The 21,607-nt window shown below is 69.4% G+C and carries 20 protein-coding genes; 2 read left to right on the top strand and 18 right to left on the bottom strand.

What is annotated here, in order from left to right; all coding sequences use genetic code 11:
* Positions 1-183 precede the first annotated feature (183 nt).
* Genes BU28_RS0121275 through BU28_RS0121265 form a run of 3 tightly spaced genes read right to left on the bottom strand, consistent with a single transcriptional unit; the run spans position 184 to position 1,799 of the window.
* A complete protein-coding gene (locus BU28_RS0121275) occupies positions 184-756 on the bottom strand; it encodes a cob(I)yrinic acid a,c-diamide adenosyltransferase (RefSeq protein ID WP_028721229.1) in 573 nt (190 codons plus the stop codon).
* Positions 756-956 carry a twin transmembrane helix small protein gene (locus tag BU28_RS0121270; protein WP_028721228.1) on the bottom strand — a complete coding sequence of 67 codons (201 nt, stop codon included), beginning with the start codon at positions 954-956 and terminating at the stop codon, positions 756-758. The genes BU28_RS0121275 and BU28_RS0121270 overlap by 1 nt, the downstream gene beginning before the upstream one ends.
* Before the next feature lie 24 nt (positions 957-980).
* Positions 981-1,799, bottom strand: a complete 819-nt coding sequence (locus BU28_RS0121265; RefSeq protein WP_028721227.1) for an SDR family NAD(P)-dependent oxidoreductase — start codon at positions 1,797-1,799, stop codon at positions 981-983.
* Between the two features lie 103 nt (positions 1,800-1,902).
* Here BU28_RS0121265 and parC point away from each other — a divergent pair, with 103 nt between their 5' ends.
* Positions 1,903-4,134: a DNA topoisomerase IV subunit A gene (parC, locus tag BU28_RS0121260; protein WP_028721226.1), complete on the top strand. Its 2,232-nt coding sequence runs from the start codon at positions 1,903-1,905 to the stop codon at positions 4,132-4,134.
* Positions 4,135-4,203: 69 nt separating this feature from the next.
* Here parC and BU28_RS25810 read toward each other — a convergent pair whose 3' ends face one another.
* The 13 genes from BU28_RS25810 to BU28_RS0121195 all read right to left on the bottom strand — a co-directional run bounded on the left by BU28_RS25810 (position 4,204) and on the right by BU28_RS0121195 (position 18,212).
* A complete protein-coding gene (locus BU28_RS25810) occupies positions 4,204-4,353 on the bottom strand; it encodes a hypothetical protein (RefSeq protein ID WP_155992593.1) in 150 nt (49 codons plus the stop codon).
* Between the two features lie 517 nt (positions 4,354-4,870).
* Entirely contained in the window at positions 4,871-5,842 is a 972-nt protein-coding gene (locus BU28_RS0121250; protein ID WP_028721225.1) for a Bug family tripartite tricarboxylate transporter substrate binding protein, read from the bottom strand.
* Between the two features lie 17 nt (positions 5,843-5,859).
* On the bottom strand, positions 5,860-7,368 hold the full coding sequence (locus tag BU28_RS0121245; protein ID WP_028721224.1) for a tripartite tricarboxylate transporter permease: 1,509 nt from the start codon (positions 7,366-7,368) through the stop codon (positions 5,860-5,862).
* A 10-nt stretch (positions 7,369-7,378) separates the two neighbouring features.
* Positions 7,379-7,840, bottom strand: a complete 462-nt coding sequence (locus BU28_RS0121240) for a tripartite tricarboxylate transporter TctB family protein (RefSeq protein ID WP_028721223.1) — start codon at positions 7,838-7,840, stop codon at positions 7,379-7,381.
* 48 nt (positions 7,841-7,888) lie between these two features.
* Positions 7,889-8,863, bottom strand: a complete 975-nt coding sequence (locus BU28_RS0121235) for a tripartite tricarboxylate transporter substrate-binding protein (protein WP_028721222.1) — start codon at positions 8,861-8,863, stop codon at positions 7,889-7,891.
* 181 nt (positions 8,864-9,044) lie between these two features.
* A complete protein-coding gene (locus tag BU28_RS0121230) occupies positions 9,045-10,388 on the bottom strand; it encodes a sigma-54-dependent transcriptional regulator (protein WP_028721221.1) in 1,344 nt (447 codons plus the stop codon).
* The gene (locus tag BU28_RS0121225; protein ID WP_081791500.1) at positions 10,385-12,250 is read right to left on the bottom strand and encodes an ATP-binding protein; all 1,866 of its coding nucleotides are present in this window, start codon (positions 12,248-12,250) and stop codon (positions 10,385-10,387) included. The genes BU28_RS0121230 and BU28_RS0121225 overlap by 4 nt, the downstream gene beginning before the upstream one ends.
* Before the next feature lie 74 nt (positions 12,251-12,324).
* Positions 12,325-12,975, bottom strand: coding sequence for an ABC-type transport auxiliary lipoprotein family protein (locus BU28_RS24045; RefSeq protein WP_051578368.1), 651 nt, complete (start codon positions 12,973-12,975; stop codon positions 12,325-12,327).
* Positions 12,976-12,988: 13 nt separating this feature from the next.
* Positions 12,989-14,290, bottom strand: coding sequence for an MlaD family protein (locus BU28_RS0121215; protein WP_028721219.1), 1,302 nt, complete (start codon positions 14,288-14,290; stop codon positions 12,989-12,991).
* Between the two features lie 3 nt (positions 14,291-14,293).
* Complete coding sequence (locus BU28_RS0121210) at positions 14,294-15,061, bottom strand: ABC transporter ATP-binding protein (protein WP_028721218.1); 768 nt, start codon at positions 15,059-15,061, stop codon at positions 14,294-14,296.
* The gene (locus tag BU28_RS0121205) at positions 15,058-16,146 is read right to left on the bottom strand and encodes an ABC transporter permease (RefSeq protein ID WP_028721217.1); all 1,089 of its coding nucleotides are present in this window, start codon (positions 16,144-16,146) and stop codon (positions 15,058-15,060) included. The genes BU28_RS0121210 and BU28_RS0121205 overlap by 4 nt, the downstream gene beginning before the upstream one ends.
* Positions 16,147-16,188: 42 nt before the next feature.
* Entirely contained in the window at positions 16,189-17,244 is a 1,056-nt protein-coding gene (locus tag BU28_RS0121200; protein ID WP_028721216.1) for a glycosyltransferase 61 family protein, read from the bottom strand.
* Positions 17,245-17,306: 62 nt separating this feature from the next.
* Positions 17,307-18,212 (bottom strand): LysR family transcriptional regulator, encoded by a 906-nt coding sequence (locus BU28_RS0121195; RefSeq protein ID WP_028721215.1) that lies wholly within the window; start codon positions 18,210-18,212, stop codon positions 17,307-17,309.
* A gap of 90 nt (positions 18,213-18,302) precedes the next feature.
* Between BU28_RS0121195 and metF the strand changes: the two genes are divergently transcribed.
* A complete protein-coding gene (metF, locus tag BU28_RS0121190; protein ID WP_028721214.1) occupies positions 18,303-19,169 on the top strand; it encodes a methylenetetrahydrofolate reductase [NAD(P)H] in 867 nt (288 codons plus the stop codon).
* An 84-nt stretch (positions 19,170-19,253) separates the two neighbouring features.
* On the opposite strand, the gene BU28_RS24040 is transcribed toward metF, so the two are convergent.
* Together BU28_RS24040 and BU28_RS0121180 are read right to left on the bottom strand one after the other, a co-directional pair.
* Complete coding sequence (locus tag BU28_RS24040) at positions 19,254-20,312, bottom strand: DUF2235 domain-containing protein (protein WP_081791499.1); 1,059 nt, start codon at positions 20,310-20,312, stop codon at positions 19,254-19,256.
* Positions 20,313-20,354: 42 nt separating this feature from the next.
* A complete protein-coding gene (locus BU28_RS0121180) occupies positions 20,355-21,512 on the bottom strand; it encodes a type III PLP-dependent enzyme domain-containing protein (protein ID WP_028721213.1) in 1,158 nt (385 codons plus the stop codon).
* Between the last annotated feature and the right edge of the window lie 95 nt (positions 21,513-21,607).

Below are 21,607 nucleotides of genomic sequence, written 5' to 3'. Positions count from 1 at the left end.
AGACCGAACCCGAGCCTTCACGTTGTAGTCAATAACCCGCTTTACCGGCACGAGAACCTTCATCGGCCTCTCCCCTTTGGTTTTGCCACCTGTTCGGTCAGTTTGTTAGCGGTCCGCCCCGCCTTGTAACAGAGTAAAAACGACAGGATTGCGTCGTAACGCGGCGATCCTGTCCTGTTGTCGCTAACGGCTTGCCCCGGGCACCCAGAGCACGTCCCGGGAGCCGTTTTCATTGGCAACCCGGCCCGCGACGAACAGCCAGTCGGACAGGCGGTTCAGGTATTTCACTGCCGCCGGATTGGCGTCCTCGGCCGCGGCCAGGGCCACGGCGGCGCGTTCGGCGCGCCGGGCGGTCGTGCGCGACAGGTGCAGATGCGCGGCAAGCGGCGTCCCGCCGGGCAGGATGAAGCTGCGCAGGGGCGACAGATCCGCATTCATCGCGTCGATTTCCGATTCTAGCCGGTCGACCTGCCCGTCGATGATGCGCAGCACCGGATACGGGGCCTCGGCATCCTCGTGCATCCTGGGACGCGACAGGTCGGCCCCGAGGTCGAACAGGTCGTTCTGGATCGTTGCGATCCGGTCGGCCAGGGGGCCGGTCGCGTAAAGCCGCGCCAGGCCCAGCGTGGCGTTCAGCTCGTCCACGGCGCCATAGGCCTCGACCCGCAGGCTGTCCTTGCGCACGCGCTCGCCGTTGGACAGCGCGGTGTCGCCCTTGTCGCCGGTACGGGTATAGATCTTGTTCAGGACAACCATCAGCCGCTCCGCATCCAGAGGTAGAACAGGAACACCGCGATGGCCACGGCCTGGGCGATGATGCGCCAGCGCATCAGCCGGTTGCCGTGCTTGCGGTTGAATTCGCCGCCCCGGGCAAAGCCGCCGATCCCGGTGGCCAGGATGGCCACCACCGCAAGGCAGCACAGGGCAAGCAGGTAGAACAGCGGGTCGTCGCGCATGAAGGGCCCCTTCCGCCGGCCAGCCTAGCCCCGGCGCGTCACCCAGTCCAGACCGCGCGTGGGCAGAAGCCGCCGCGCGATCCCCGAAATGCGCGTGGGCACCGTGACATAATAGCGCGGGCGCGGATTCGCCGCCTCGAGCGCATGGGCGATCCTTTCGCTGACCGCGCGGGGCGGCAGTTCGAAGCGGTCCTTGCGCGCGGCAGGCTGATAGAGCCGGCGGAGCAGGCTGCGGCGGTACTGCTCGGCGCGGGGGCTGTTTTCCCAGTCGATCCAGCGCTCGAAATGCGGGATGGAATTGGCGCGGATCCGGGTCGCGATGGGACCGGGTTCGATCAGCACCACCTTGACCGGGGTGCCGGCCATCTCGATGCGCAGCACGTCGGTCAGCCCCTCCATCGCGAACTTCGTCGCGACATAGGCACCCCGCCAGGGCACGCCGACCAGACCCAGGACGGACGAGACATTGATCACCCGCCCGCCGTGCTGGCGGAAATGCGGGATCAGCCGCCGGGTCAGGTCGTGGGTACCGAACAGGTTCGCCTCGAAGATGGCGCGCAGGGCGCCGCGGGGCAGGTCCTCGACCGCGCCGGGGATGGCGAAGGCGGCATTGTTGACCAGAGCGTCGATCCGCCCCAGCGCCAGCGCCTGGGCGGCGGCGCGGGCGGTGCTGCCCTCGTCGGCCAGTTCCAGGTGAATCGCCTCCATCCCCTCGGCGCGGCGGGCGTCCAGGTCGTCGCCGCGCCGGCAGGTCGCGATCACCCGCCAGCCGCGCGCCTGCATCAGGCGCGCCGCATCCAGCCCGATGCCCGAGGAACAGCCGGTGATCAGCACGGTCTTCATCGAAAGCCTCCGTTTTCGGCAGGTTCTGGGGCATGGCAGCGGGCCGCGCAAGACGCACATTTCCGGCTGGACCGGGGCGCGGCCGGGGCCTATTCAGGCGTGCATGTCCGACGATCCGAACACCACCGATCCGGCCCAGCCCGATCAGACCGTTTCCGAACCGCTGTCGCGCGCCATCGGCGAGCGCTACCTGACCTATGCGCTGTCCACGATCATGCACCGGGCGCTGCCCGACGCCCGCGACGGGCTGAAGCCGGTGCACCGCCGCATCCTGTATGCGATGCGAGAATTGCGGCTGTCGCCGACGGGGGCGTTCCGGAAATCGGCCAAGATCACCGGCGACGTGATGGGCAACTATCACCCGCATGGCGACGCCGCGATCTATGACGCCATGGCGCGTCTCGCGCAGCCCTTCGCAATGCGCTATCCGCTGGTCGACGGGCAGGGGAACTATGGCAACATCGACGGCGACGGGCCCGCCGCCAGCCGCTATACCGAGGCGCGCCTGACCGCCACGGCCGAGGCGCTGATGGAGGGGCTGGCCGAGAACGCGGTCGATTTCCGCCCGAACTACGACGGCACGCTGGAAGAGCCGGTCGTCCTGCCCGCGGCCTTTCCGAACCTCTTGTGCAACGGCGCCAGCGGCATCGCGGTCGGCATGGCGACGAACGTGCCGCCCCACAACCTGCACGAGGTGATCGACGCCTGCCTGCACCTGATCAAGTCGCCCGATGCCCGCGACGAGACGCTGGTTTCGATCATCCCGGGCCCGGATTTTCCGACCGGCGGCGTTCTGGTCGAAAGCCGCCAGACCATCGCCGAGGCTTACCGCACCGGGCGTGGCAGCCTGCGCCTGCGCGCCCGCTGGTCGGTCGAGGACCTGGGCCGCGGCATCTGGCAGATCGTCGTCACCGAAATTCCCTATCAGGTGCAGAAATCCAAGCTGATCGAGCGCCTGGCCGAGCTGATCCAGCTGAAGAAGGTGCCGATCCTGGCCGATGTCCGCGACGAATCGGCCGAGGACGTGCGCATCGTGCTGGAGCCCCGCGCCCGCAACGTCGATCCCGATCAGCTGATGGGGGCGCTGTTCCGCGTCTCGGACCTCGAGGTGCGGTTCGGGATGAACATGAACGTGCTGATCGACGGCCGCGTGCCCAAGGTCTGTTCGCTGAAGGAGGTGCTGCGCGCCTTCCTCGACCACCGGCGCGAGGTGCTGGTGCGCCGCAGCAATCATCGGCTGGACAGGATCGCGGCCCGGCTCGAGGTGCTGGAAGGCTATATGATCGCCTTCCTGAACCTGGACCGGGTGATCGAGATCATCCGGCACGAGGACGATCCGAAATCCGTCCTGATGGCCGAGTTCCGCCTGACCGAGGTGCAGGTCGAGGCGATCCTGAACATGCGCCTGCGCGCCCTGCGCAAGCTTGAGGAAATCGAGCTGCGCACCGAGCACGGCAAGCTGACCGAGGAGCGGGCGGGGCTTGTCGCCATGCTGGCCGATCCGGCCGCGCAATGGGGCCGCATCGCGCAGGAGCTGCGCGAGACGCGGGGCAAGTTCGGCAAGTCCGCCCCGGGCGGGCAGCGCCGCACCGAAATCGGCGAGGCCGGCGAGACCGCCGAGATCGACATGGATTCGATGATCGAGCGCGAGCCGATCACCGTGATCCTGTCGAAAATGGGCTGGATCCGCGCGATGAAGGGCCATCAGCCGCTGGACGCCGAGGTCAAGTTCAAGGACGGCGACGGGCCCTTCATGGCGCTGCACGCCGAGACCACGGACAAGCTGATGCTCTTTGCCGGCAATGGCCGGTTCTATACCCTGCCGGCCAACAACCTGCCCGGCGGGCGCGGCATGGGCGAGCCGCTGCGGCTGATGATCGACCTGCCGAACGACGCCCCGGTGATCGCCATGTTCCCCTGGCGCGAGGGCGCGCGCTACCTGGTCGCCTCGAAGGCCGGGGACGGGTTCGTGGTACCGGCGGGCGACATCCTGGCGCAGACCCGCGCCGGCAAGCAGGTCCTGAACGGCGAGGCGGTGCTGTGCCGGCCCGTCAGCGGCGATCATGTCGCCGTCGTGGGCGAGAACCGGAAACTGCTGGTCTTTGCCCTGTCCGAACTGCCCGAGATGGGTCGCGGCAAGGGCGTGCGGCTGCAGAAATACAAGGACGGCGGGCTGTCGGATGCGATCTGCATCACCCTGGCCGACGGCCTGCGCTGGCAGGAATCGGGTGGGCGCACCCGGACCGAACCCGACCTGACCCCCTGGCTGGGGAAACGCGCCGGGACCGGCTATATGGCGCCGCGCGGCTTTCCCCGCGACAACCGGTTCAACTGAAAGAGCGGGCGGTTCAACTGAAACGGGCGGGACATGTCCCGCCCGTTTCGGAAATGTCGTGACCGACCCCTAGCTGCTGGTCGTGGGCCGCACCACGGGTTGTTGCGGCGTGGTCTGGGCCGAGGTGTCGGTTTTCATCTTGTGCCCCGCGCAATCGGCGAAGGCAGGCGCCGCGGCCGCCGACAGGGCAAGGGCAACGGCGAGGGTCTTGGCAATCATCGCGTCAGTTCTCCTTGGATCGTTGGTCCTGGGTCCAGCCTTGCACGCAGGGGTGATTCGTTCAATCGAGGCCGGCAGCGATCACGCATCCGTTTGCATGTCGGCGCCGACGGGCCCCCGAGGGCCAGGCGCATCCGCTTTTTTCATCGCCTGCATGGCCGGCTGGCGCGGAAAAAGGCAGGGGCCGCATGGATGCGGGTGCAGAACGGATTGCGATTGCCCGATGCCGCATTGCGGCGCAACCTGAAGGGGACGGGGCCCGCATCCCCGCCACCCCGGGCCGCACGGGGTTCTTCATGGCAACCGCCGTTCCTGTCGCGTCTCTCCTCCCTCCGCGCAGACAGGAACGGCGGTCTTTTTCCGACAAAAAGGCGTGGCGCGCTGCGGACAGGCGATCCCCCGGCTGCGGCGTGGCGCGGGGGGCTGTCTGCCCCCCGGCATGCAATTCGCCCCGGGGGGCGTATCGCATGCTCCCCCCGAGGATATTTGTGCACGAAAGAAGCCCTTGGCCTTGCCGTCAGTCCAGGCTGACGTTCGCGTCGCGGACGACCGGCTCCCATTTCGCCATCTCGGCCTTGACGTGCTCGGCCAGTTCCTCGGGCGAGGAGGCGACGATGGTGGCCGAGAAATCCGCCATGCGCTTGACGACCTCGGGGTCGGCCATGGCGGCGCGGGCGGCGGCGTTCAGCCGGGCGACCGCCTCGGGCGGAGTGCCCGCCGGGGCGAAAAGCGCGTTCCAGGTATAGGTTTCATAGCCCGGCAGGGTTTCGGCGATGGCGGGCACGTCGGGGAAGCTGGGCGCGCGTTCGGCGGTGGTCACGCCAAGCGCTCTGAGCTTGCCCGAGGCGATGTGGCTGGAGGCCGAGGGCAGGTTGTCGAAGATGATCGGCACCTGGTTGCCCAGGACGTCGGTCAGCGCCGGGCCCGAGCCCTTGTAGGGGATATGGGTCAGATCGACCCCCGCCATCGACTTGAAAAGCTCGCCCGACAGGTGGAGCGGCGTTCCGTTCCCGGACGAGGCATAGGCCAGCGTGCCGGGTTCCTTCTTGGCCAGGTCGATCAGTTCCTGCACACTGTTGACAGGCAGTTCGGGGTTCACCGCCAGCACGTTGGGCACCAGGACCAGCAGCGACACGGGGGCGAAATCCGCCACCGGGTCATAGGGTTTCTGCTTGAGGATCAGCGGGTTCAGCGCATGCGTGGCGACCGTGGCCATCAGGATCGTGTAGCCGTCCGGGTCGGCCTTGGCGACCTGTTGCGCGCCCAGGGAGCCGCCGGCGCCGCCCACGTTCTGGACCACGACCTGCTGGCCCAGGTCGCGGCTCATCCGGTCGGCGACGATGCGGCCCACGACATCGGTCGAGCCTCCGGCGGCGAAGGGGATGACCAGCGTGACCTGGCGTTCGGGGAATTCGGCGGCGGCGGCGCCGGCCAGCCCCAGCGCCATGGCGGCGCCCAGCAGGAGCCTGCGGGTGATGGATGGTGTCATGTCTATGCCTCCCATTATCATGCATCGCTTTCGGTAAAGACCTCGTCCCGGCGCCGGCGGATCTGCGGCAGGAACACCAGCACCAGCACGGCGGCGGCCATCAGCAGCAGCGCCAGGCTGATCGGGCGGGTGATGAAGGTCGAGGGATCGCCGCGCGACAGGATCATGGCGCGACGCAGGTTTTCTTCCAGCAGCGGGCCCAGGACAAAACCCAGGAGCAGCGGCGCCGGTTCGCAGCGCAGCTTGGACATGACATAGCCCAGAAGCCCGAAGAAGGCGACCGCGAACAGGTCGAAGGTGTTCGTCGCCACCGAATAGACCCCGATCGAGCACATCGCCATGATGATCGGGAACAGGACGAAATAGGGCACGGTCAGCAGCCGCACCCACAGCCCGATCAAGGGCAGGTTCAACACGACCAGCATCAGGTTGCCGATCCACATCGACGCGATGATGCCCCAGAACAGCTGCGGCTGTTCGCTGACCACGTTCGGCCCCGGCACGATGCCCTGGATGATCATTGCGCCGATCATCAGCGCCATGACCGGGTTCGCCGGGATGCCCAGGGTCAGAAGCGGGATGAAGCTGGTCTGCGCGCCGGCGTTGTTGGCGCTTTCCGGCCCGGCGACGCCGGCCAGCGCGCCCTTGCCGAACTCCTCGGGGTGTTTCGACAGCTTCTTTTCCACCGTGTAGCTGGCGAAGCTGGCCAGGATCGCGCCGCCGCCCGGCAGGATGCCCAGGACCGAGCCGACGCCCGTGCCGCGCAGCACCGGGCCGATCATCTGCCTGAGTTCGGCCCCGGTCGGCAGCAGGCGGTTGATGCTTTTCGTCATCACCTCGCGGTCATGCTCGTCCTCGAGGTTGCGCAAGATCTCGGCGATGCCGAAGACGCCCACGGCCAGCGCGACGAAGTTCAGACCATCGGCGTATTCCGTGATGCCCAGGGTAAAGCGCGGCGTGCCGGTATAGATGTCGGTGCCGACCATGCCCAGCAAGAGGCCCAGCACCACCATCGCCAGCGCCTTCAAGACCGAGCCATGCGCCAGCGCGACCGACATGACCAGGCCCAGCACCATCAGGCTGAAATATTCAGCCGCGCCGAATTTCAGCGCGACCGCGGTCAGCGGCGGGGCAAAGATCGCCACCAGGAAGGTCGCGACGGTGCCGGCAAAGAACGACCCCAGCGCGGCCACCGCCAGCGCCGTCCCGGCCCGGCCCTTGCGCGCCATCTGATAGCCGTCGATCGCGGTCACGGCCGACGAGCTTTCGCCCGGCATGTTGATCAGGATCGCCGTGGTCGATCCGCCGTATTGCGCGCCGTAATAGATGCCCGCCAGCATGATGAGCGAGCTGACCGGCTCAAGCTGGAAGGTGATCGGCAGCAGCATGGCGATGGTCGCGGTGGCGCCGATGCCCGGCAGCACGCCGATCAGCGTGCCGAGGATCACGCCGATCAGGCAGAAGGCCAGGTTCGCCAGCGACGAGGCGACCGAGAAGCCCATGGCGAGGTTGGAAAGCAGGTCCATGCGCGCCCCCTTACAGCGGCAGCCAGGGGCCGAAGCGCCGGAACGGCAGCCCAAGACCATAGCTGAAGATCAGCGTCGACAGGATGGTGACGGCGACCGCCAGCACCAGCGCCGGCAGCGGCCGCATCCTGACCGAGGCCTGGGACGCGATCAGCGTGGTGATGAACAGCGCCGGGACAAAGCCCAGGCCCCGCACCGTCAGCCCGAAGAACACCGGCGCCGGCAGGATGAAGACGAGCCCCCGCCAGGCGATCTTGCCAAAGGGTTCGCCTTCGCGGCCGAAGGCCTTCAGCGTGACCAGCGCGCCCAGCACGAACAGCAGCCCCGACAGCACCATCGGGAAATAGCCCGGGCCCATCCGCAGCGATGTGCCGATTTCCAGATCCAGCGTCTGCCAGCCGAAAAAGGCGGCGGCCGCCATCAGCAGCAGGCCGGCCGCAAGATCGGTCGAATCCTTGGGTTTCGTGGACATGATCCCCCCTTGTTCGGAAAGCGGCCCCGCACCGCGCGGGGCCCTTCATCAGTCGGCATAGACCCCGGCGGATTCGATCACCGGCTTCCAGCGCGCGATCTCGGATTCAAGCTTGGCCTTCAGCGCGGCGGGGGTGGCGTTCTCGGCCGGCTCGGGCGCGGTGCCCAGATCGGCCATGGCCTTGGAGACGCCTTCGTCGGCCAGGGCCTTCTGCAGCGACTGCGACAGGCGCTCGTTCACTTCGGCGGGCGTGCCCTTGGGGGTATAGATGCCGTGCCAGATGCCCACCTGCAGCGCCGGCAGGCCGGCTTCGGTCGCCGTCGGCAGGTCGGGGAACAGCGGCAGGCGCTCGGTCGTGGTGGTGGCATAGGCCTTGATCGTGCCGCCCTTGATCTGCTGGGTGGTGTTGGTGGTCTGGTCGCACATGATGTCGGTCTGCCCGCCCAGCAGGTCGGTCATCGCCGGGCCGGTGCCCTTGTAGGGAACGGTCACCAAGGGCGCCTCCAGCGCCTGCATCAGCATCATCCCGCACAGATGGCTGGCCGAGCCGATGCCGGCGTTCGCCAGCGTCAGCTTGTCGGCGTTCGCCTTGACGTATTCGGTGAAGCCCTTGAAATCCGCCGGCTCGAAGTCCTTGCGGGCGACGACGACCATCGGCACCTCGGTCACAAGCCCCACATAGTCGAAGGCCGTCAGCGGGTCATAGGCCAGCTTGCGGTAAAGCGTGGCCGAGGTCGCCATGCCGATGTGGTGCAGAAGCACGGTATAGCCGTCGGGCTCGGCCTTGGCGACATTGCCTGCGCCCAGCGTGCCGCCGGCGCCGCCGACGTTTTCCACGACGATCTGCTGGCCCAGGTCGGACGACATCTTTTCCGCGACCAGCCGGGCCACGGTGTCGGTCGGCCCGCCGGCCGAAAACGGCACCACCATGGTGATCTGGCGGTTGGGATAATCCTGCGCCTGGGCCGCGCCGGTCAGGCTTAGCGCCGCCGCAAGGGCGGCGACGATCCTCGGGTATGCCATGAGTTCCTCTCCCTGGGGTTTGGGCCGCACTCCCCTGCGGCCGCTGCAGGGCAGGTTGCGCGCGCGGGCGCGGGCCGACAAATGCAAAATCGCCCAAGCCGGGTGGCGGCTGCGGGTTCTCGCGGGAAAACGGGTGGAAAGGGTGACGGCCTGCCGGTGGCGTGGGTGGAAATCCACCCATTCACCCCATGTCTTCGGGCGCCTCGACGATCAGCCGCCGGTCCAGCCCGTATTTCTGCATCTTTTCGTACAGCGTCTTGCGCGAGATCCCCAGCGTTTCATAGACCGCGCGCAGCCGTCCGCCATGGGCGGCGATGGCGCCCGCGATCAGGCTGCGTTCAAAGGCCGCGACCCGTTCGGCCAGTCGGGCGCCGTCCGCCTGCGGCGTCTCGGTCCCTTCCAGCCCCAGCACGACGCGTTCGGCCAGGTTGCGCAGTTCCCGCACGTTGCCCGGCCAGTCCCGCGCCGCAAGGCCCAACAGGAAGGCCGGCGGCACGTCGCGTTCGGGCACGGAATGGCGGGCGGCGGATTCGCGGACCAGCTGCAGGAACAGCAGGGGAATGTCCTCGCGCCGGGCGGACAGGGCCGGGACGTGCAGCACGGCGACGTTCAGCCGCCAGTACAGGTCCTCGCGGAACGCGCCGTGCCGGACCAGATCGGTCAGGTCTGTCTTCGAGGTGGCGATGAAGCGGACGTCCAGCGCCACCGGGTCGTTCGAGCCGAGCCGGGTGATGACGCGTTCCTGCAGCACCCGCAGCAGCTTGGCCTGCAGGTCCAGTGGCATCGAGCCGATTTCATCCAGCAGCACCACGCCGCCCCGGGCATGTTCGAACTTGCCGTAGCGGGGCCGCAGCGCGCCGGGAAAGGCGCCGGCCTCATGCCCGAACAGTTCGGATTCGATCAGGGCCTGGGGCAGGGCCGCGCAGTTGATGGCGATGAAGGGATGGCCCGCGCGCGGCGACATGTCGTGAAGCGCGCGGGCCGCGACCTCTTTTCCCGCGCCGGTGGGGCCGATGATCAGCGCATCCGCGTCCGAGGCGCCGATGGCGCGCAGCCGGTGGCGCAGGTCGACCATGACCGGCGTGCGCCCGGGCAGCCGGGCCTCGAGATCGTCGCGCTTGCCGGCGACGGCGCGCAGGCGGCGGTTCGCCAGGACCAGCCCGCGATGATCGACGGCGCGGCGGATCACGGTCGCCAGCTCCTGCACCACGAAGGGCTTTTCGATGAAGTCATAGGCGCCGCCGCGGATCGCCTCGACCGCCAGCGGCACCTCGGCATGGCCGGTGACCAGGATCACGGGAAGCTCGGCGTCGATCTCGTGCAGGCGCGACAGCAGGGTCATGCCGTCCATGCCGGGCATGCGGATGTCGCTGACCACGGCGCCGGCAAAGCCGGGGCCCGCCAGCGCCAGAGCCTCCTCGCCCGAGGCCAGGGGCTCGACCGCGAAGCCGGCCAGTTCCAGCGCCTGCGCGGTCGAATTGCGCATCCGGTCGTCGTCGTCGACCAAAAGGACGCGGGGGATCATGCGGCGGCCTCCAGCGCGATGGGCAGGGCGATGCGGAACTCGGCGCCGGGGGCGGCGTCGTGGACGCTGATGTCCCCGCCGAAGTCGCGCACGATGTTGGCGGTGATCGACAGGCCCAGGCCCAGCCCCGCGCCGATGCCCTTGGTGGTGAAGAACGGGTCGAAGATGCGGGCCGCGATGGCGTCGGGCACGCCCGCGCCCCGATCACGCACCGCGATCACGACACGCCCGCCCGCGGCCCGCGCCGACAGCGTGATGCGGCGGTCGTCCCGCCCCTCGACCGCGTCGGCGGCATTGGCGATCAGGTTGACCAGCACCTGCTGCAGCCGCGTCGGCCCCGCGCGCAACGCCGGCAGGTCGGCGGGCAGGTCCAGGTCCAGCGTGGCCCCGGCCGCGGCCAGGCGCGGTGCGACGATGGTTCGCGTCTCGCGCAGCAGGGGCGCCAGGGCCACGGCGCCCAGCACCTCGTCGGGCTTGCGCGCGGCCTGGCGCAGGTGCCGGCCGATGGCGGCCATGCGGTCGACCAGGGCCAGGATCTCGGCGATGTTGTCGCGGGCGCGGGCGTAATCGCCGCGTTCGATCAGGATGGCGGCGCTGTCGGCGTAATTGCGCGCCGCGGCCAGCGGCTGGTTGATCTCGTGGCTCAGCGAGGCCGACATCTGCCCCAGCGCGGCCAGCTTGCCGACCTGCACCAGGCTTGCCTGGGCGGCGCGCAGCTCGTCCTCGGTCGCGCGGCGCTCGGCGATCTCCTGCTCCAGCTGGCGGTTCACGCGGGCAAGGTCGGCGGTGCGTTCGACCACCCGCCGTTCCAGTTCCTCGGTCGCGGCCAGCCGCTCGGCGATGCGGGCGCGGCGCTGGCGCAGCATCAGGGCGCCGCAGGTCGCGGCCGCCAGCAGCAGGATCAGGCTGGCCAGCGCCAGCCGTGCCTCGGCCCGCAGGGGGGCGCTGTCCAGCAGCACATGGACCGTCCAGCCCGCCTCGAACATCGGCTGCGAGGCGATGATATAGTCCCGCGCGGGGCTGGCGGGGCTGCCCGGATCGTCGGGCAGGCGCAGCACGTCGACCCCGTGGCTGACCTGGCGCGGATGGGGAAATTCGCTGAGCGGCGTTTCGGCATAGCGGCGCGAGGCCTCGGTCCGGGCCATCCGCGCCGGCGTCAGCGGGTAAAGGCTGCGGTAAAGCCAGGCGCGGTTCGACGACAGGAACGCCGTGCCGTCGGGGTCGGTCACCAGCACGCCGTGGTCGCTGCCGGCCCAGCCCGCCTCGAGCCGGTCCACGCCGATCTTGACCGCGACCACGGCGACGATGGCGCCCGCCGCGTCCCTGACCGGCGCGGAGAAGAAATAGCCCCGCACCCCCGAGGTGGTGCCGACCCCGTAGAACCGCCCCGGCATGCCCCGCATGGCGTCGATGAAATAGGGCCGATAGCTGAAGTTCTGCCCCACGAAGCTGAGTTCGGCCTGATAGTTCGAGGCGGCGATCGTCTCGCCATCGGGCCGGATCAGGTAGATGTCCGAGGCCATCAGCGCGGCGTTCAGCTCGGCCAGCTTGCGGTTCGTCGCCTCGACCAGCGCCGGATCGCCGGGTGCCGCCGCCAGCCGGTGGATCAGGTCCAGGTCGCCGATCAGCTGCGGGGTGTGCTCATAGCGGGCAAGATCCGCGTTCAGCGCGTTGACGGTCAGGCGCAACGCCGCCTCGGCCCGGGCCAGACCCTGCGCCATCGCGTGCTGAAAGGCCAGCCGCCCGCCCAGGCCCACCAGCAGCGCCAGCGCCACAGCGCCAGCCAGCCAAGGGGTCAGGCGCCCCAGGCGGGCCGGAACCCAGGCCCGCGCGGCGGCAGGCGGGGCGGGTCCGAGCGGCATGGCCGGGCGTCCTTCTGGCTTTGCGTCGCCGCGATGTTACAGCATGGAGAGGGCCATGCAATCGCGCCGCGGCCTTATCGGCACGCGGCCGGGTTCACCCCCACGCCGCGCAGGCCCCAGTCCGTCATCTGCCCCAGCAGTTCGCGCCCGGCGGCATCGAAGGCGGGGATCAGGTCCGCGGTCCTTGTGCTGGACGCGGTGGCGGTGGCGCTGAAGCTGCCCCGCGCGGCGACCGAGGCATCCATTTCTCGCACCAGCTGGGCGTCGACCGACAGGCGCACGATGGCGCCCTTGCCCGCGACCTCGGCGTTGAAGTCCCGGATCTCGCTGATCAGGGCGAAATCGCCGGCGGTCCCCAGGGGCGCGCGGCCCACATGGGTGAAGGCGTCATAGGGCGAAAAGCTGCGCACCAGCAGGTTCTGCAGCGTGACGGGCACGGTGTCACCCCATTGCGCATCGGGCAGGTACTGGGTCTGAAGCGCATTGGGGCGGATCATGATGCGCTCGGTATCCAGGGTGCCGCGGGCCTTGGGCTCCTCGATCACCAGTTCGGCGCGGCGGCCGCGGCCGCAGGACTTCGGCGTTTCGTCGGGGGCGCGCAGTTCGAACACGTCCAGCGCCGGCCCCCCCGACAGGGCCGACAGCGCGCCGCAGCCCGGCAGGGCCAGGGTCAGCGCCAGAATGGCTGCGGCGGTTCTTGGGCGGGTCGTCCTCGCAAGGGTCACGGGCACCTCTCCTTCAGCGGCGGAACTCGGGCGTTCTTGGCCCGGTGATGACCTGCGCCGGGTTGCGGCGCAGGGTGGTGACAAGCTGGTTCAGGTTCTGCGACAGATTGCGCAGGTCGCTGGCCAGGCGGGTGAATTGCGGCAAGCCGTCCCGGGCAAAGCTTTGCACCGGCGCGCGGGCCCCGTCCAGCATCCCGCGCAGGCTGACGAAGGCCGCGTCGGCGCTGTCGGCGGCATTGCGCAGCCGCGCGGTGATCGCGGGAATATCCTCGGTCACGCTGCCGATGGCATCGTTGAAGCGCGCCAGCGTCGCGCGCAGGTCGGTCACGACCGGCTCGATCTGGCTGTTCATCACCCGGTCGGCGCTGCCGAAGGCGCCCTCGGCGCTGGCAAGCGCGCGCTCGCCCACGGCCAGGGCCGCGTCCAGCCGGTCCATGGTGGTGCCGGCCCGCTCGGTCAGCCGCGACAGGTCGGACTGCAGGGCGGTCGCGGTGCGGTCCAGCGTCTGCGTCAGCCCGCGCAGGTCGCCCGAGACATAGGTCCGCACCTCGTCCAGCGCGGCGGTGCCGGCGTCCAGCGCGCGGTCAGCGCGCTTGGCCGTCTCGTCGAACTGCGCCAGGGCGGTATCGGCATTGCCCAGCGTCCTTTGCGCGGCCTCGCCCAGGCTGCCCAGCTGGTCGCCAAAGCCCGAGATGTCGCTGGCGGCGCTGGCGATGGAATCGGTGGCCTTGGTCACGTCGGCCAGCGCCTTGTCGAGGTTCGCGCTGGAGCGTTCGACATTGTCCAGGATGTTGCGCACCCGGTCCTGGTTTTCCTGGCCCAGCAGCCGCGTCATCTGCTCGGCCACCGTGTTCAGGCGGGAAATCATCTCGGGGCCCTGGTCCGACAGGGTCTGGAGCGCCGAGCGGTTGGCCGGGATCACCGGTACCCCGTCGGGCTGGGCCACGCGCAGCAGCTCCGCGTCCTGCGATCCGGCGGTGATCGCCACGTTCGACGTTCCGGTGACGCCGGTGATCTCGATGGCGGCGCGGCTGTCGGTGCGGACGGGCGTGTCCTCGGCCACCTCGACGCGGACGCGGACGGCGCCGGACTGGCCCTGGGCCAGCTGCATGTCGATGACCTTGCCCACGGTCAGGCCGGCATAGGTCACCTCGGACGACAGGCCCAGGCCCGAGACCTCGGGGAAATAGATGTCGTACCAGGCGAACTGCCGGTTCAGGGACAGGTTCGCGAACCACATCAGAAAGGCCACCAGCCCCAGGAAACCGGCGATGGTGAAGGCCCCGATCAGGACGAAATTGGCCTTGGTCTCCATCGCTTACTCCTTTTCCGCCAGGGCCGCGCGGGCGCGGGGGCCGTGGAAATATTCGTGCACCCAGGGGTGATCGACGCGCAGCATGTCGGCCATGGTGCCGGTTGCCAGCACCTTGCGTTCGGCCAGGACCGCGACCCGGTCGCAGCAGGCGTGCAGCGTGTCAAGGTCGTGCGTGACCAGAAAGACCGACAGGTTCAGCGCGTCGCGCAGGCCCACGATCAGCCGGTCGAAGGCATCCGCCCCGATCGGGTCCAGCCCCGCCGTGGGCTCGTCCAGAAAGACGATTTCCGGGTCCAGCGCCAGGGCTCGCGCCAGGCCCGCGCGCTTTTTCATGCCCCCCGACAGGTCCGAGGGATACTTGCCGTTCGCGTTCCAGGGCAGCCCCGCCATCGCGACCTTGAGCTGCGCCAGCCCCTGGCGCGCGGTATCGGAAAGGCCGGGGACGGCGCGCAGCGGGACCTCGACGTTTTCCTGCACGGTCAGGGCGGAAAACAGCGCCCCGTCCTGGAACATCACGCCCCAGCGCCGCTCGAGCGCCTCGCGCGCGGGGCCCGACAGGCCGGTCACGTCCTGGCCCAGCACGCGCACCGTCCCGGCGGTGGGCCGGATCAGCCCGACGATGGTGCGCAGCAGAACCGATTTCCCGGTGCCCGAGCCGCCCACCACGCCCAGGATCTCGCCGCGCTTCAGGTCCAGGTCGAGGCCGTCATGGATGACATGGCTGCCGAACTGGGTGCGCAATCTCCGAACCTCGATCACGTTCTCGGTCATAGGCCCACCTTGGCGAAGAAGACCGAGAAGAGCGCGTCGATCACGATCACCGCAAAGATCGCGTTGACCACCGCGGTCGAGGTCTGCGCGCCCAGGCTTTCGGCGTCCTTGCCGACCTTCATGCCGGCGTGGCAGCCGATGACGCCGATCACCAGCGCAAAGACCGGCGCCTTGGACAGACCCACGATCACATGGTCCACGCTGGTTTCCGAGAGCAGCCGATAGCGGAACATCGAGGGCGAGATGCCAAGCTCGATCCAGGACATGATCGCGCCCCCCACCAGGCCCGAGACATTGGCGACCAGCCCCAGGATCGGCAGCGTGATGATCAGCGCCAGCACGCGGGGCAGGATCAGCACCATGTCGGGGTCCATGCCCAGCGTGCGCATGGCGTCGATTTCCTCGCGCATCTTCATCGAGCCGATCGAGGCCGTCAGCGCCGAGGCCGTGCGCCCGGCGACGATGATCGCCGTCAGCAGGATGCCCAGTTCGCGCAGGATCGAGATCGCGATCAATTCGACCACAAAGATCTCGGCCCCGAACTGGCTGAGCTGCGCCGCGCCCTGGAACGCCAGCACCACCCCGATCAGGAAGGACATCAGCGCCACGATGGGCACGGCCCGCAGCCCGGTTTCCTGGCAATGGTGCACCAGCGAGGTCAGCCGGAAATCGCGCGGATTGCGAATGGCACGGGCCAGCGCCGCCAGGAAGCGGCCGAGGTATTCGCAGATCTCGCGCAGAAAGACCCCGGCCCGGACCACGCGGCGCCCGGTCGCGTCCAAGGCGGCGCGCCAGCGCGCCATCGCGGGGGGCGCGGGCTCGGACTGGGGAACGGCCTTGGTCACGGTGTCAAGCAGCGCCTGCTGCGCCTCGTCCAGCCCGTCGATCCGGGCGCCCTCGGCGCGGAGGCGGGCCAGATGCCAGGCGCCCGCCGTGTCAAGGCGGGTCAGGCCCGAAAGGTCGATCCGCGTCGCGCCGCCGTCCTGGGGCAGGCGGGGCAGGGTCCAGACGGTCAGCGCGCCACCCAGGTGCAGCGCGTCGCCATCGGCCCGGACGGTCAGGTCCTGGTCGGGCGCGGCGGTCATGGCCGCCCCCGCGGGCGCCTGGGATGGGGATGCCGGCCCATGTCAGCCCCCCGCCAGGTCCAGCGTGCGCAGCAGGTCGTCCGGGTTCAGCCGGAAATCCGTGGCACCGCCTTCGGCCAGCACATAGCCGTAGCCCAGGCCCAGGGCGTCGGTATAGTCCTTCCACGGGTTGTTGAACCGCCAGGGCGGCTGGATCGCGACAATGGCGCCGCCGTCCGCCATGCCAAGCAGGGCATGGGCAAAGGCGCTGCCCTCGACCGAACAGACCACGGCCGCGCCGTGCAGCAGGGCGGCGATCTGGTCGACGGGCTGGCTGGCCGTATCCACGATGTCGAAGCCCCGCGCCGCCAGCAGCGCCTCGATCTCGGGCTCGTTGGCCAGGTTGCGGGCCTGGCCGCCGGTGCGGCGGATGAACACCCCGTGCCCGGACCGCCGCCCGCCGCCAGCCCGCATCCGGCGGCGCAGCTCGGCCAGGCGGGCGCGGCGGTCGGCGGTCATGCCGTGGTCGCGAAACACCCAGGCATCGCGGATCAGGGCATGGCCCACGGGCGGGATGGCGATGCCCAGCCGCTCGCGATAGCGCAGGGCATGGGACCAGCCCTGGCGCGCGGTCGGTCGGGGCAGGCGCGGCGGGGCAAAGCGTTCGGCCAGCAGCGCGGTCGCGGAATCGTCGATCAGGAAATGGCCGAAGAACTGGTCGCCGACCGTGGTGCCGGGCAGCGAGCAGCGGTCGATCTCCTCGACCGGGCCGCGGCCCAGCAGCGGCTCGGGGCGGACGACCTGCTGGCGGCGCATGCCGCCGCAGTAAAGGAACCCGTCGAAATACTGCAGGTCGCGAAAGCGATAGGCCCGGGTCGCGTCATGGCGGACCGTGCCGCCCGTGATCCGCGCCATCTCGTTCTCCAGCGTGGTATCGGGGGCGGTCGCCCTGACCCGCTCAAGCTGGCCAGGCAGGGCAAAGGCCGCGGGGCGTTGCGCCTGTTCGTCGGGCGAGACCTCGACCACCTCGGCGGCAACGGCCTGATCGGCCGGATCGCGGCCCAGCTTGCGCGCGATCCGGGTGGATAGCCTTTGCAGAAACAGCGTTGGCGCGATCAAGGATCTTCTCCCCTGCGGTGACGGTGGGAACAGTGACGCATCCTGCGGGCGAACGCCAGCACTCAGCCCCGCATCATGCGCACCGGCTCGGTCCGGGCCAGCCGCAGGACATGGGCGACGAAGGGCTGGCCCAGGTCGTCGGCGCGCACCGCGGCGTAAAGCCGACGCAGCATGCCCTGCGGCCCCAGCGGCAGCAGCGCCAGTTCCGGGTTGCCGGCATGGGCGCGCAGCACCCAGTCAGGCATCACCGCCACCCCCCGCCCCGAGGCGATCAGCATCAGGGCCACCGCCGTCTGTTCGACCTGACGGTGATGGGCAGGCTCGACCCCCGCCGGGTCCAGGAACTGCGAGAACACGTCCAGCCGCGCGCGGTCCATGGGATAGGTGATCAGCGTCTCGGCCGCCAGGTCCTGCGGTTCGGCATAACCCTTGGCGACCAGCGGGTGGCTGGCCGGCACGACCATCGTCGGCGCATAGTCGAACAACGGCTGAAAGGTCACGCCCTCCATTTCCTCGGGGTCCGAGGAAATCACCAGGTCCACCTGCCCCCGCACCAGCGCCGGCAGCGCCTTGAGCGCGAGGCTCTGGCGGATGTCCAGGTCCACCTCGGGCCAGGCGCGGCGGAACTGGTCCAGCACCGGCAAGAGCCAGTCGAAGCAGTGGTGGCATTCCATCGCGACATGCAGCCGGCCCGCCCGGCCCAGTTCCACGGCGCGGAACTCGGCCTCGGCGGCGTCGATCAGCGGCAGCACCTGTTCGGCGGTGCGCAGCAGGCGCATTCCCGCCGCCGACAGGCGCAGAGGCTTGGTCTTGCGCAGGAACAGTTCGACCCCGGCCTGTTCCTCAAGCGCCTTGATCTGGTGGGACAGGGCCGATTGGGTCAGGTTCAGCAGCTCGGCCGCGCGCGCCAGCCCGCCCTGTTCATGGATGGCGCGCAGGCTGCGCAGATGGCGAAGTTCCAGATGCATCTTGAGCCGGCCTCATCACGATCTTGAGGATTATGAATTTGTCTCACGTCCCGCATCGTGTCACAAGCCTTGCGACAAAAGGATAGTGCCATGACGACGCCCGCCCTCAGTTTCGAGTTCTTTCCCCCCAAGACGCTGGACCAGTCCTTCCGCCTGTGGGAAACCGCGCGCGCGCTGGCGCCGCTGGGGCCGGACTTCGTCAGCGTGACCTATGGCGCGGGCGGCACCACGCGGCAGTTGACGCACGAGGCGGTGACGGCGCTGGCCAGCCACTACGGACTGAACGTCGCAGCCCACCTGACCTGCGTGGACGCCACACGAGAGGAGACGATGCAGATCGTCGCCGATTACGCGGCCGCCGGCGTCCATGAAATCGTGGCCCTGCGCGGCGATGCGCCCCAAGGGCAGGACCGTTTCGCCCCCCATCCCCAGGGGTTTGCCAATTCCGTCGAACTGATCGAGGCGATTGCCGCGCGCGGAGACATGACCATCCGCTGCGGCGCCTATCCCGAGCCGCATCCCGAAAGCCCCGACACCGCCGCCGACGTGGCCTGGCTGAAGCGCAAGACCGACGCCGGGGCGACCAGCGCGATCACCCAGTTCTTTTTCGACGCCGAGACCTTCTTCCGCTTTCGCGACCAGTGCGAACGCGCGGGGATCACGGCGCGCATCATCCCGGGCATCCTGCCGATCCAAAGCTGGGCAGGCACCCGCCGCTTTGCCGAGCGCTGCGGCACGTCCGTTCCGCAATGGGCCGAGGACGCCTTTGCCGCCGCCGGCAAGGCGGGCGAGGCCCAACTGGCGCTGGAAACCTGCGTGCAGCTGTGTTCGGACCTGGTGGCGGGGGGTGTGGACAGCCTGCATTTCTATACGCTGAACAAGCCGGACCTGGTGCAGAAGGTCTGCGCGGCGCTTGGCGTGGTCCCGCCTCGGGGGGCGATGCCGGACGTCGCCTGAGGGGCTTTGGCCCTGCTGCCAGCGGGCTGATCCGAGCAGCGCGCCAGGGGTCTCCGATGATCCTGGAAAGATGGTCCTGCCGCCTCAGGCCGGGGCCGAGGGGTCCATGCCCCGGGGCCCGGACAGGCGCAGGCGCAACCGGCGCGCGCGGCCGGGACGCGCGGCGGCGGCCAAGTGGCCGGTCAGCAGCGCCGGGCCGTCATAGGGTCCGACGCTGGGGTGCAGGGCCTGGGATGCATCGGAGCCAACCCGGCGCGGCGCGCGCGTCAGGAAGATCTTGCCCCAGCTGCGCCACGAGCCGACCGCCGGTGCGCCGTGGTCGCAGGGGTGATGGCGGCGCCAGCCTTCGGGCAGGGGCAGGCCCAGCCCTTCGGCCTGGGTCAGCAGCCAGACCAGCGGCACATTGGCCAGCGGCCGGGCGGTTTCCTGCCCGCCAAGCTGGCCGCCCACGTCGGGGTGGCAGCCGCGGAACCACATCTGCTGGACCCGGCCGTCGGCATCGTCCCACAGGATCGGCGCGAAGGCGACGCGGGTTTCGTCCAGGGCCAGGGCATGGACGCCATGTTCCACGTTCGGGGCCAGCCGGCCCTTGGCATAGGAAAAATCAGGCTCGGACAGGGTCCACAGGAAGGGCAGGCGCAGGCCCAGCGACATGACCGTGTCCAGAAGCCCGACCATGCGGACGGGCACATGGTCATGGCAGCGCGCCGGGTCGAGCCGCTCGCCCGGGCAGTGGCGATAGATGTTCCAGGCACAAAGCACGGCGTCGCCGGTGGCCTGATCGGGCGTCAGCAGGCCGATGCGCGCGATCATGTCGGCCAGGGCGCAGACCCCGACCCCGCCGCGCGAATAGCCGAACAGATAAAGCCGGTCGCCGGGCCGCCAGGTCTGCGCCAGCCAGCCGTAGGCGGCGCGGATGTTGCAGTCCAGCGACGCGCCCGACACCAGTTCCGGCACCGTCCGCCAAGCCGCCCATTGCTGGCCCGGCGCGTAATGCAGCAGCACTTGGCCGCCCGGTGGGCCCATGTCGCCCGACAGCATCCCGTGGATCCGCGCGATCGAGGAACCCCGTCCTTCGGTCAGCGAGGCGAAGGTGCCATCCATCAGGACAACCAGGGTGCGGGGTGGGGTGCTGTTTTCCATGGCCTTATACTAGAACGAAAATACGAATGAAAAGTTGCGGCCTTACGAAACTGTCCTGACAGTCAGATGGGAAACCTGGCCGAAGCCGTTGAAACGGGTGTTGGTGACGGTGGAATAGGCACCTGCACCATGAAAGATCACATAATCGCCCTCGCGCAGGGTGGCGGGCAGGGGCAGTTCGCCCGGCAGGCGGTCGACGGAATCGCAGGTCGGGCCAAAGACCGGCCGGGGCCGGACCCGCCCGCGCCGGACGGTGCCCTGGGGGGTCAGCACCTCGATCCGGTCCAGATTGCCGATCAGCGGCAGTTCGGTCAGCCCGCCATAGACGCCGTCGTTCAGGAACACGTCGCGCCCGTCGCGCAGGGCCTTGACCCGGGCGATCAGCGAAAACGCGTCGGCGCAAAGGCCGCGTCCCGGTTCGCAGACCAGTTCGGGCGCATGCTCGCCAAAGGCCGCGCGATGGGTCTCGCGGATGCAGGCGAAGATCGCGGGCAGGTCGGGCGCCGCCGCCGCCACCCGGTGCGAGGGAAAGCCGCCGCCCAGGTTCAGCCGGCGCGGCCGGACGCCCGCCGCCGCCGCGATGCAGGCCGCGGTCTGGATATAGGCCCGCCAGGCCTGCGGATCGGTGCATTGGGTGCCGGGATGAAAGGTCAGGGACGGCAGATGGCCATGGTCGGCGGCACTGCGCAAAAGCGCGGCCGCCAGTTCAGGCAGGGCGCCGAACTTGGACCCGAAGTCATAGGCGGCGCCGCCGACCGGCAGCTTGAAGCGGACGGCGATCTCGTGCCCGCCGGCGGGCAGTTCGGCGAAAAGCTTGTCCAGTTCGCTGTGGCTGTCCACCGACCAGGACCGGATGCCGGCCGCCAGGGCATGGCAGATCTCGGCCCGCGCGCGGACCGGGTTGTGATAGTGCCGCGCAGCCCCCGGCGCCAGGCGTCCGATCCAGTCGATTTCCCAGGGCGAGGCCACGTCGAAGCCGCCGACCCCTTCGGCACACAGGGCGCGGATCACGGATTCGTCGGGGTTGGCCTTGACGGCATAGGTGACAAGCCCCGGAAAACCGTCCAGAAAGCGACGCGCGGTGTCGCGCAGGACCGAAGGCGCAAAGGCCATGACCGGGTGATCCGGGGCCAGCGCGCGGATGATCTGGGCGGGGTTGTTCCACAGGGTGCGGGGGCCACGCCCCTCGGTCAGTCCCATCGGCGTCTCCTTTGTTCCTGGCTTCAGGATCGCGCCGGGACCGGTCAGGCGCAGCACCCAAAAGGGTGGAAATGGTGCGCCGCATCGGTAAATAT

The organism is Paracoccus yeei ATCC BAA-599 (assembly GCF_000622145.1).
In the GTDB taxonomy this organism is placed as follows: domain Bacteria; phylum Pseudomonadota; class Alphaproteobacteria; order Rhodobacterales; family Rhodobacteraceae; genus Paracoccus; species Paracoccus yeei.
The sequence above is the reverse complement of the archived record's forward strand: the minus strand, read 5'-3'. Positions and strand labels throughout refer to the sequence as shown.

What these genes read in the sequence shown, in the direction of transcription:
- BU28_RS0121275 (WP_028721229.1), bottom strand. Translation starts at nt 756, where the DNA reads ATGGTTGTCCTGAACAAGATCTATACCCGTACCGGCGACAAGGGCGAC.
- BU28_RS0121270 (WP_028721228.1), bottom strand. Translation starts at nt 956, where the DNA reads ATGCGCGACGACCCGCTGTTCTACCTGCTTGCCCTGTGCTGCCTTGCG.
- BU28_RS0121265 (WP_028721227.1), bottom strand. Translation starts at nt 1,799, where the DNA reads ATGAAGACCGTGCTGATCACCGGCTGTTCCTCGGGCATCGGGCTGGAT.
- parC (WP_028721226.1), top strand. Translation starts at nt 1,903, where the DNA reads ATGTCCGACGATCCGAACACCACCGATCCGGCCCAGCCCGATCAGACC.
- BU28_RS25810 (WP_155992593.1), bottom strand. Translation starts at nt 4,353, where the DNA reads ATGATTGCCAAGACCCTCGCCGTTGCCCTTGCCCTGTCGGCGGCCGCG.
- BU28_RS0121250 (WP_028721225.1), bottom strand. Translation starts at nt 5,842, where the DNA reads ATGACACCATCCATCACCCGCAGGCTCCTGCTGGGCGCCGCCATGGCG.
- BU28_RS0121245 (WP_028721224.1), bottom strand. Translation starts at nt 7,368, where the DNA reads ATGGACCTGCTTTCCAACCTCGCCATGGGCTTCTCGGTCGCCTCGTCG.
- BU28_RS0121240 (WP_028721223.1), bottom strand. Translation starts at nt 7,840, where the DNA reads ATGTCCACGAAACCCAAGGATTCGACCGATCTTGCGGCCGGCCTGCTG.
- BU28_RS0121235 (WP_028721222.1), bottom strand. Translation starts at nt 8,863, where the DNA reads ATGGCATACCCGAGGATCGTCGCCGCCCTTGCGGCGGCGCTAAGCCTG.
- BU28_RS0121230 (WP_028721221.1), bottom strand. Translation starts at nt 10,388, where the DNA reads ATGATCCCCCGCGTCCTTTTGGTCGACGACGACGACCGGATGCGCAAT.
- BU28_RS0121225 (WP_081791500.1), bottom strand. Translation starts at nt 12,250, where the DNA reads ATGCCGCTCGGACCCGCCCCGCCTGCCGCCGCGCGGGCCTGGGTTCCG.
- BU28_RS0121215 (WP_028721219.1), bottom strand. Translation starts at nt 14,290, where the DNA reads ATGGAGACCAAGGCCAATTTCGTCCTGATCGGGGCCTTCACCATCGCC.
- BU28_RS0121210 (WP_028721218.1), bottom strand. Translation starts at nt 15,061, where the DNA reads ATGACCGAGAACGTGATCGAGGTTCGGAGATTGCGCACCCAGTTCGGC.
- BU28_RS0121205 (WP_028721217.1), bottom strand. Translation starts at nt 16,146, where the DNA reads ATGACCGCCGCGCCCGACCAGGACCTGACCGTCCGGGCCGATGGCGAC.
- BU28_RS0121195 (WP_028721215.1), bottom strand. Translation starts at nt 18,212, where the DNA reads ATGCATCTGGAACTTCGCCATCTGCGCAGCCTGCGCGCCATCCATGAA.
- metF (WP_028721214.1), top strand. Translation starts at nt 18,303, where the DNA reads ATGACGACGCCCGCCCTCAGTTTCGAGTTCTTTCCCCCCAAGACGCTG.
- BU28_RS24040 (WP_081791499.1), bottom strand. Translation starts at nt 20,312, where the DNA reads ATGGAAAACAGCACCCCACCCCGCACCCTGGTTGTCCTGATGGATGGC.
- BU28_RS0121180 (WP_028721213.1), bottom strand. Translation starts at nt 21,512, where the DNA reads ATGGGACTGACCGAGGGGCGTGGCCCCCGCACCCTGTGGAACAACCCC.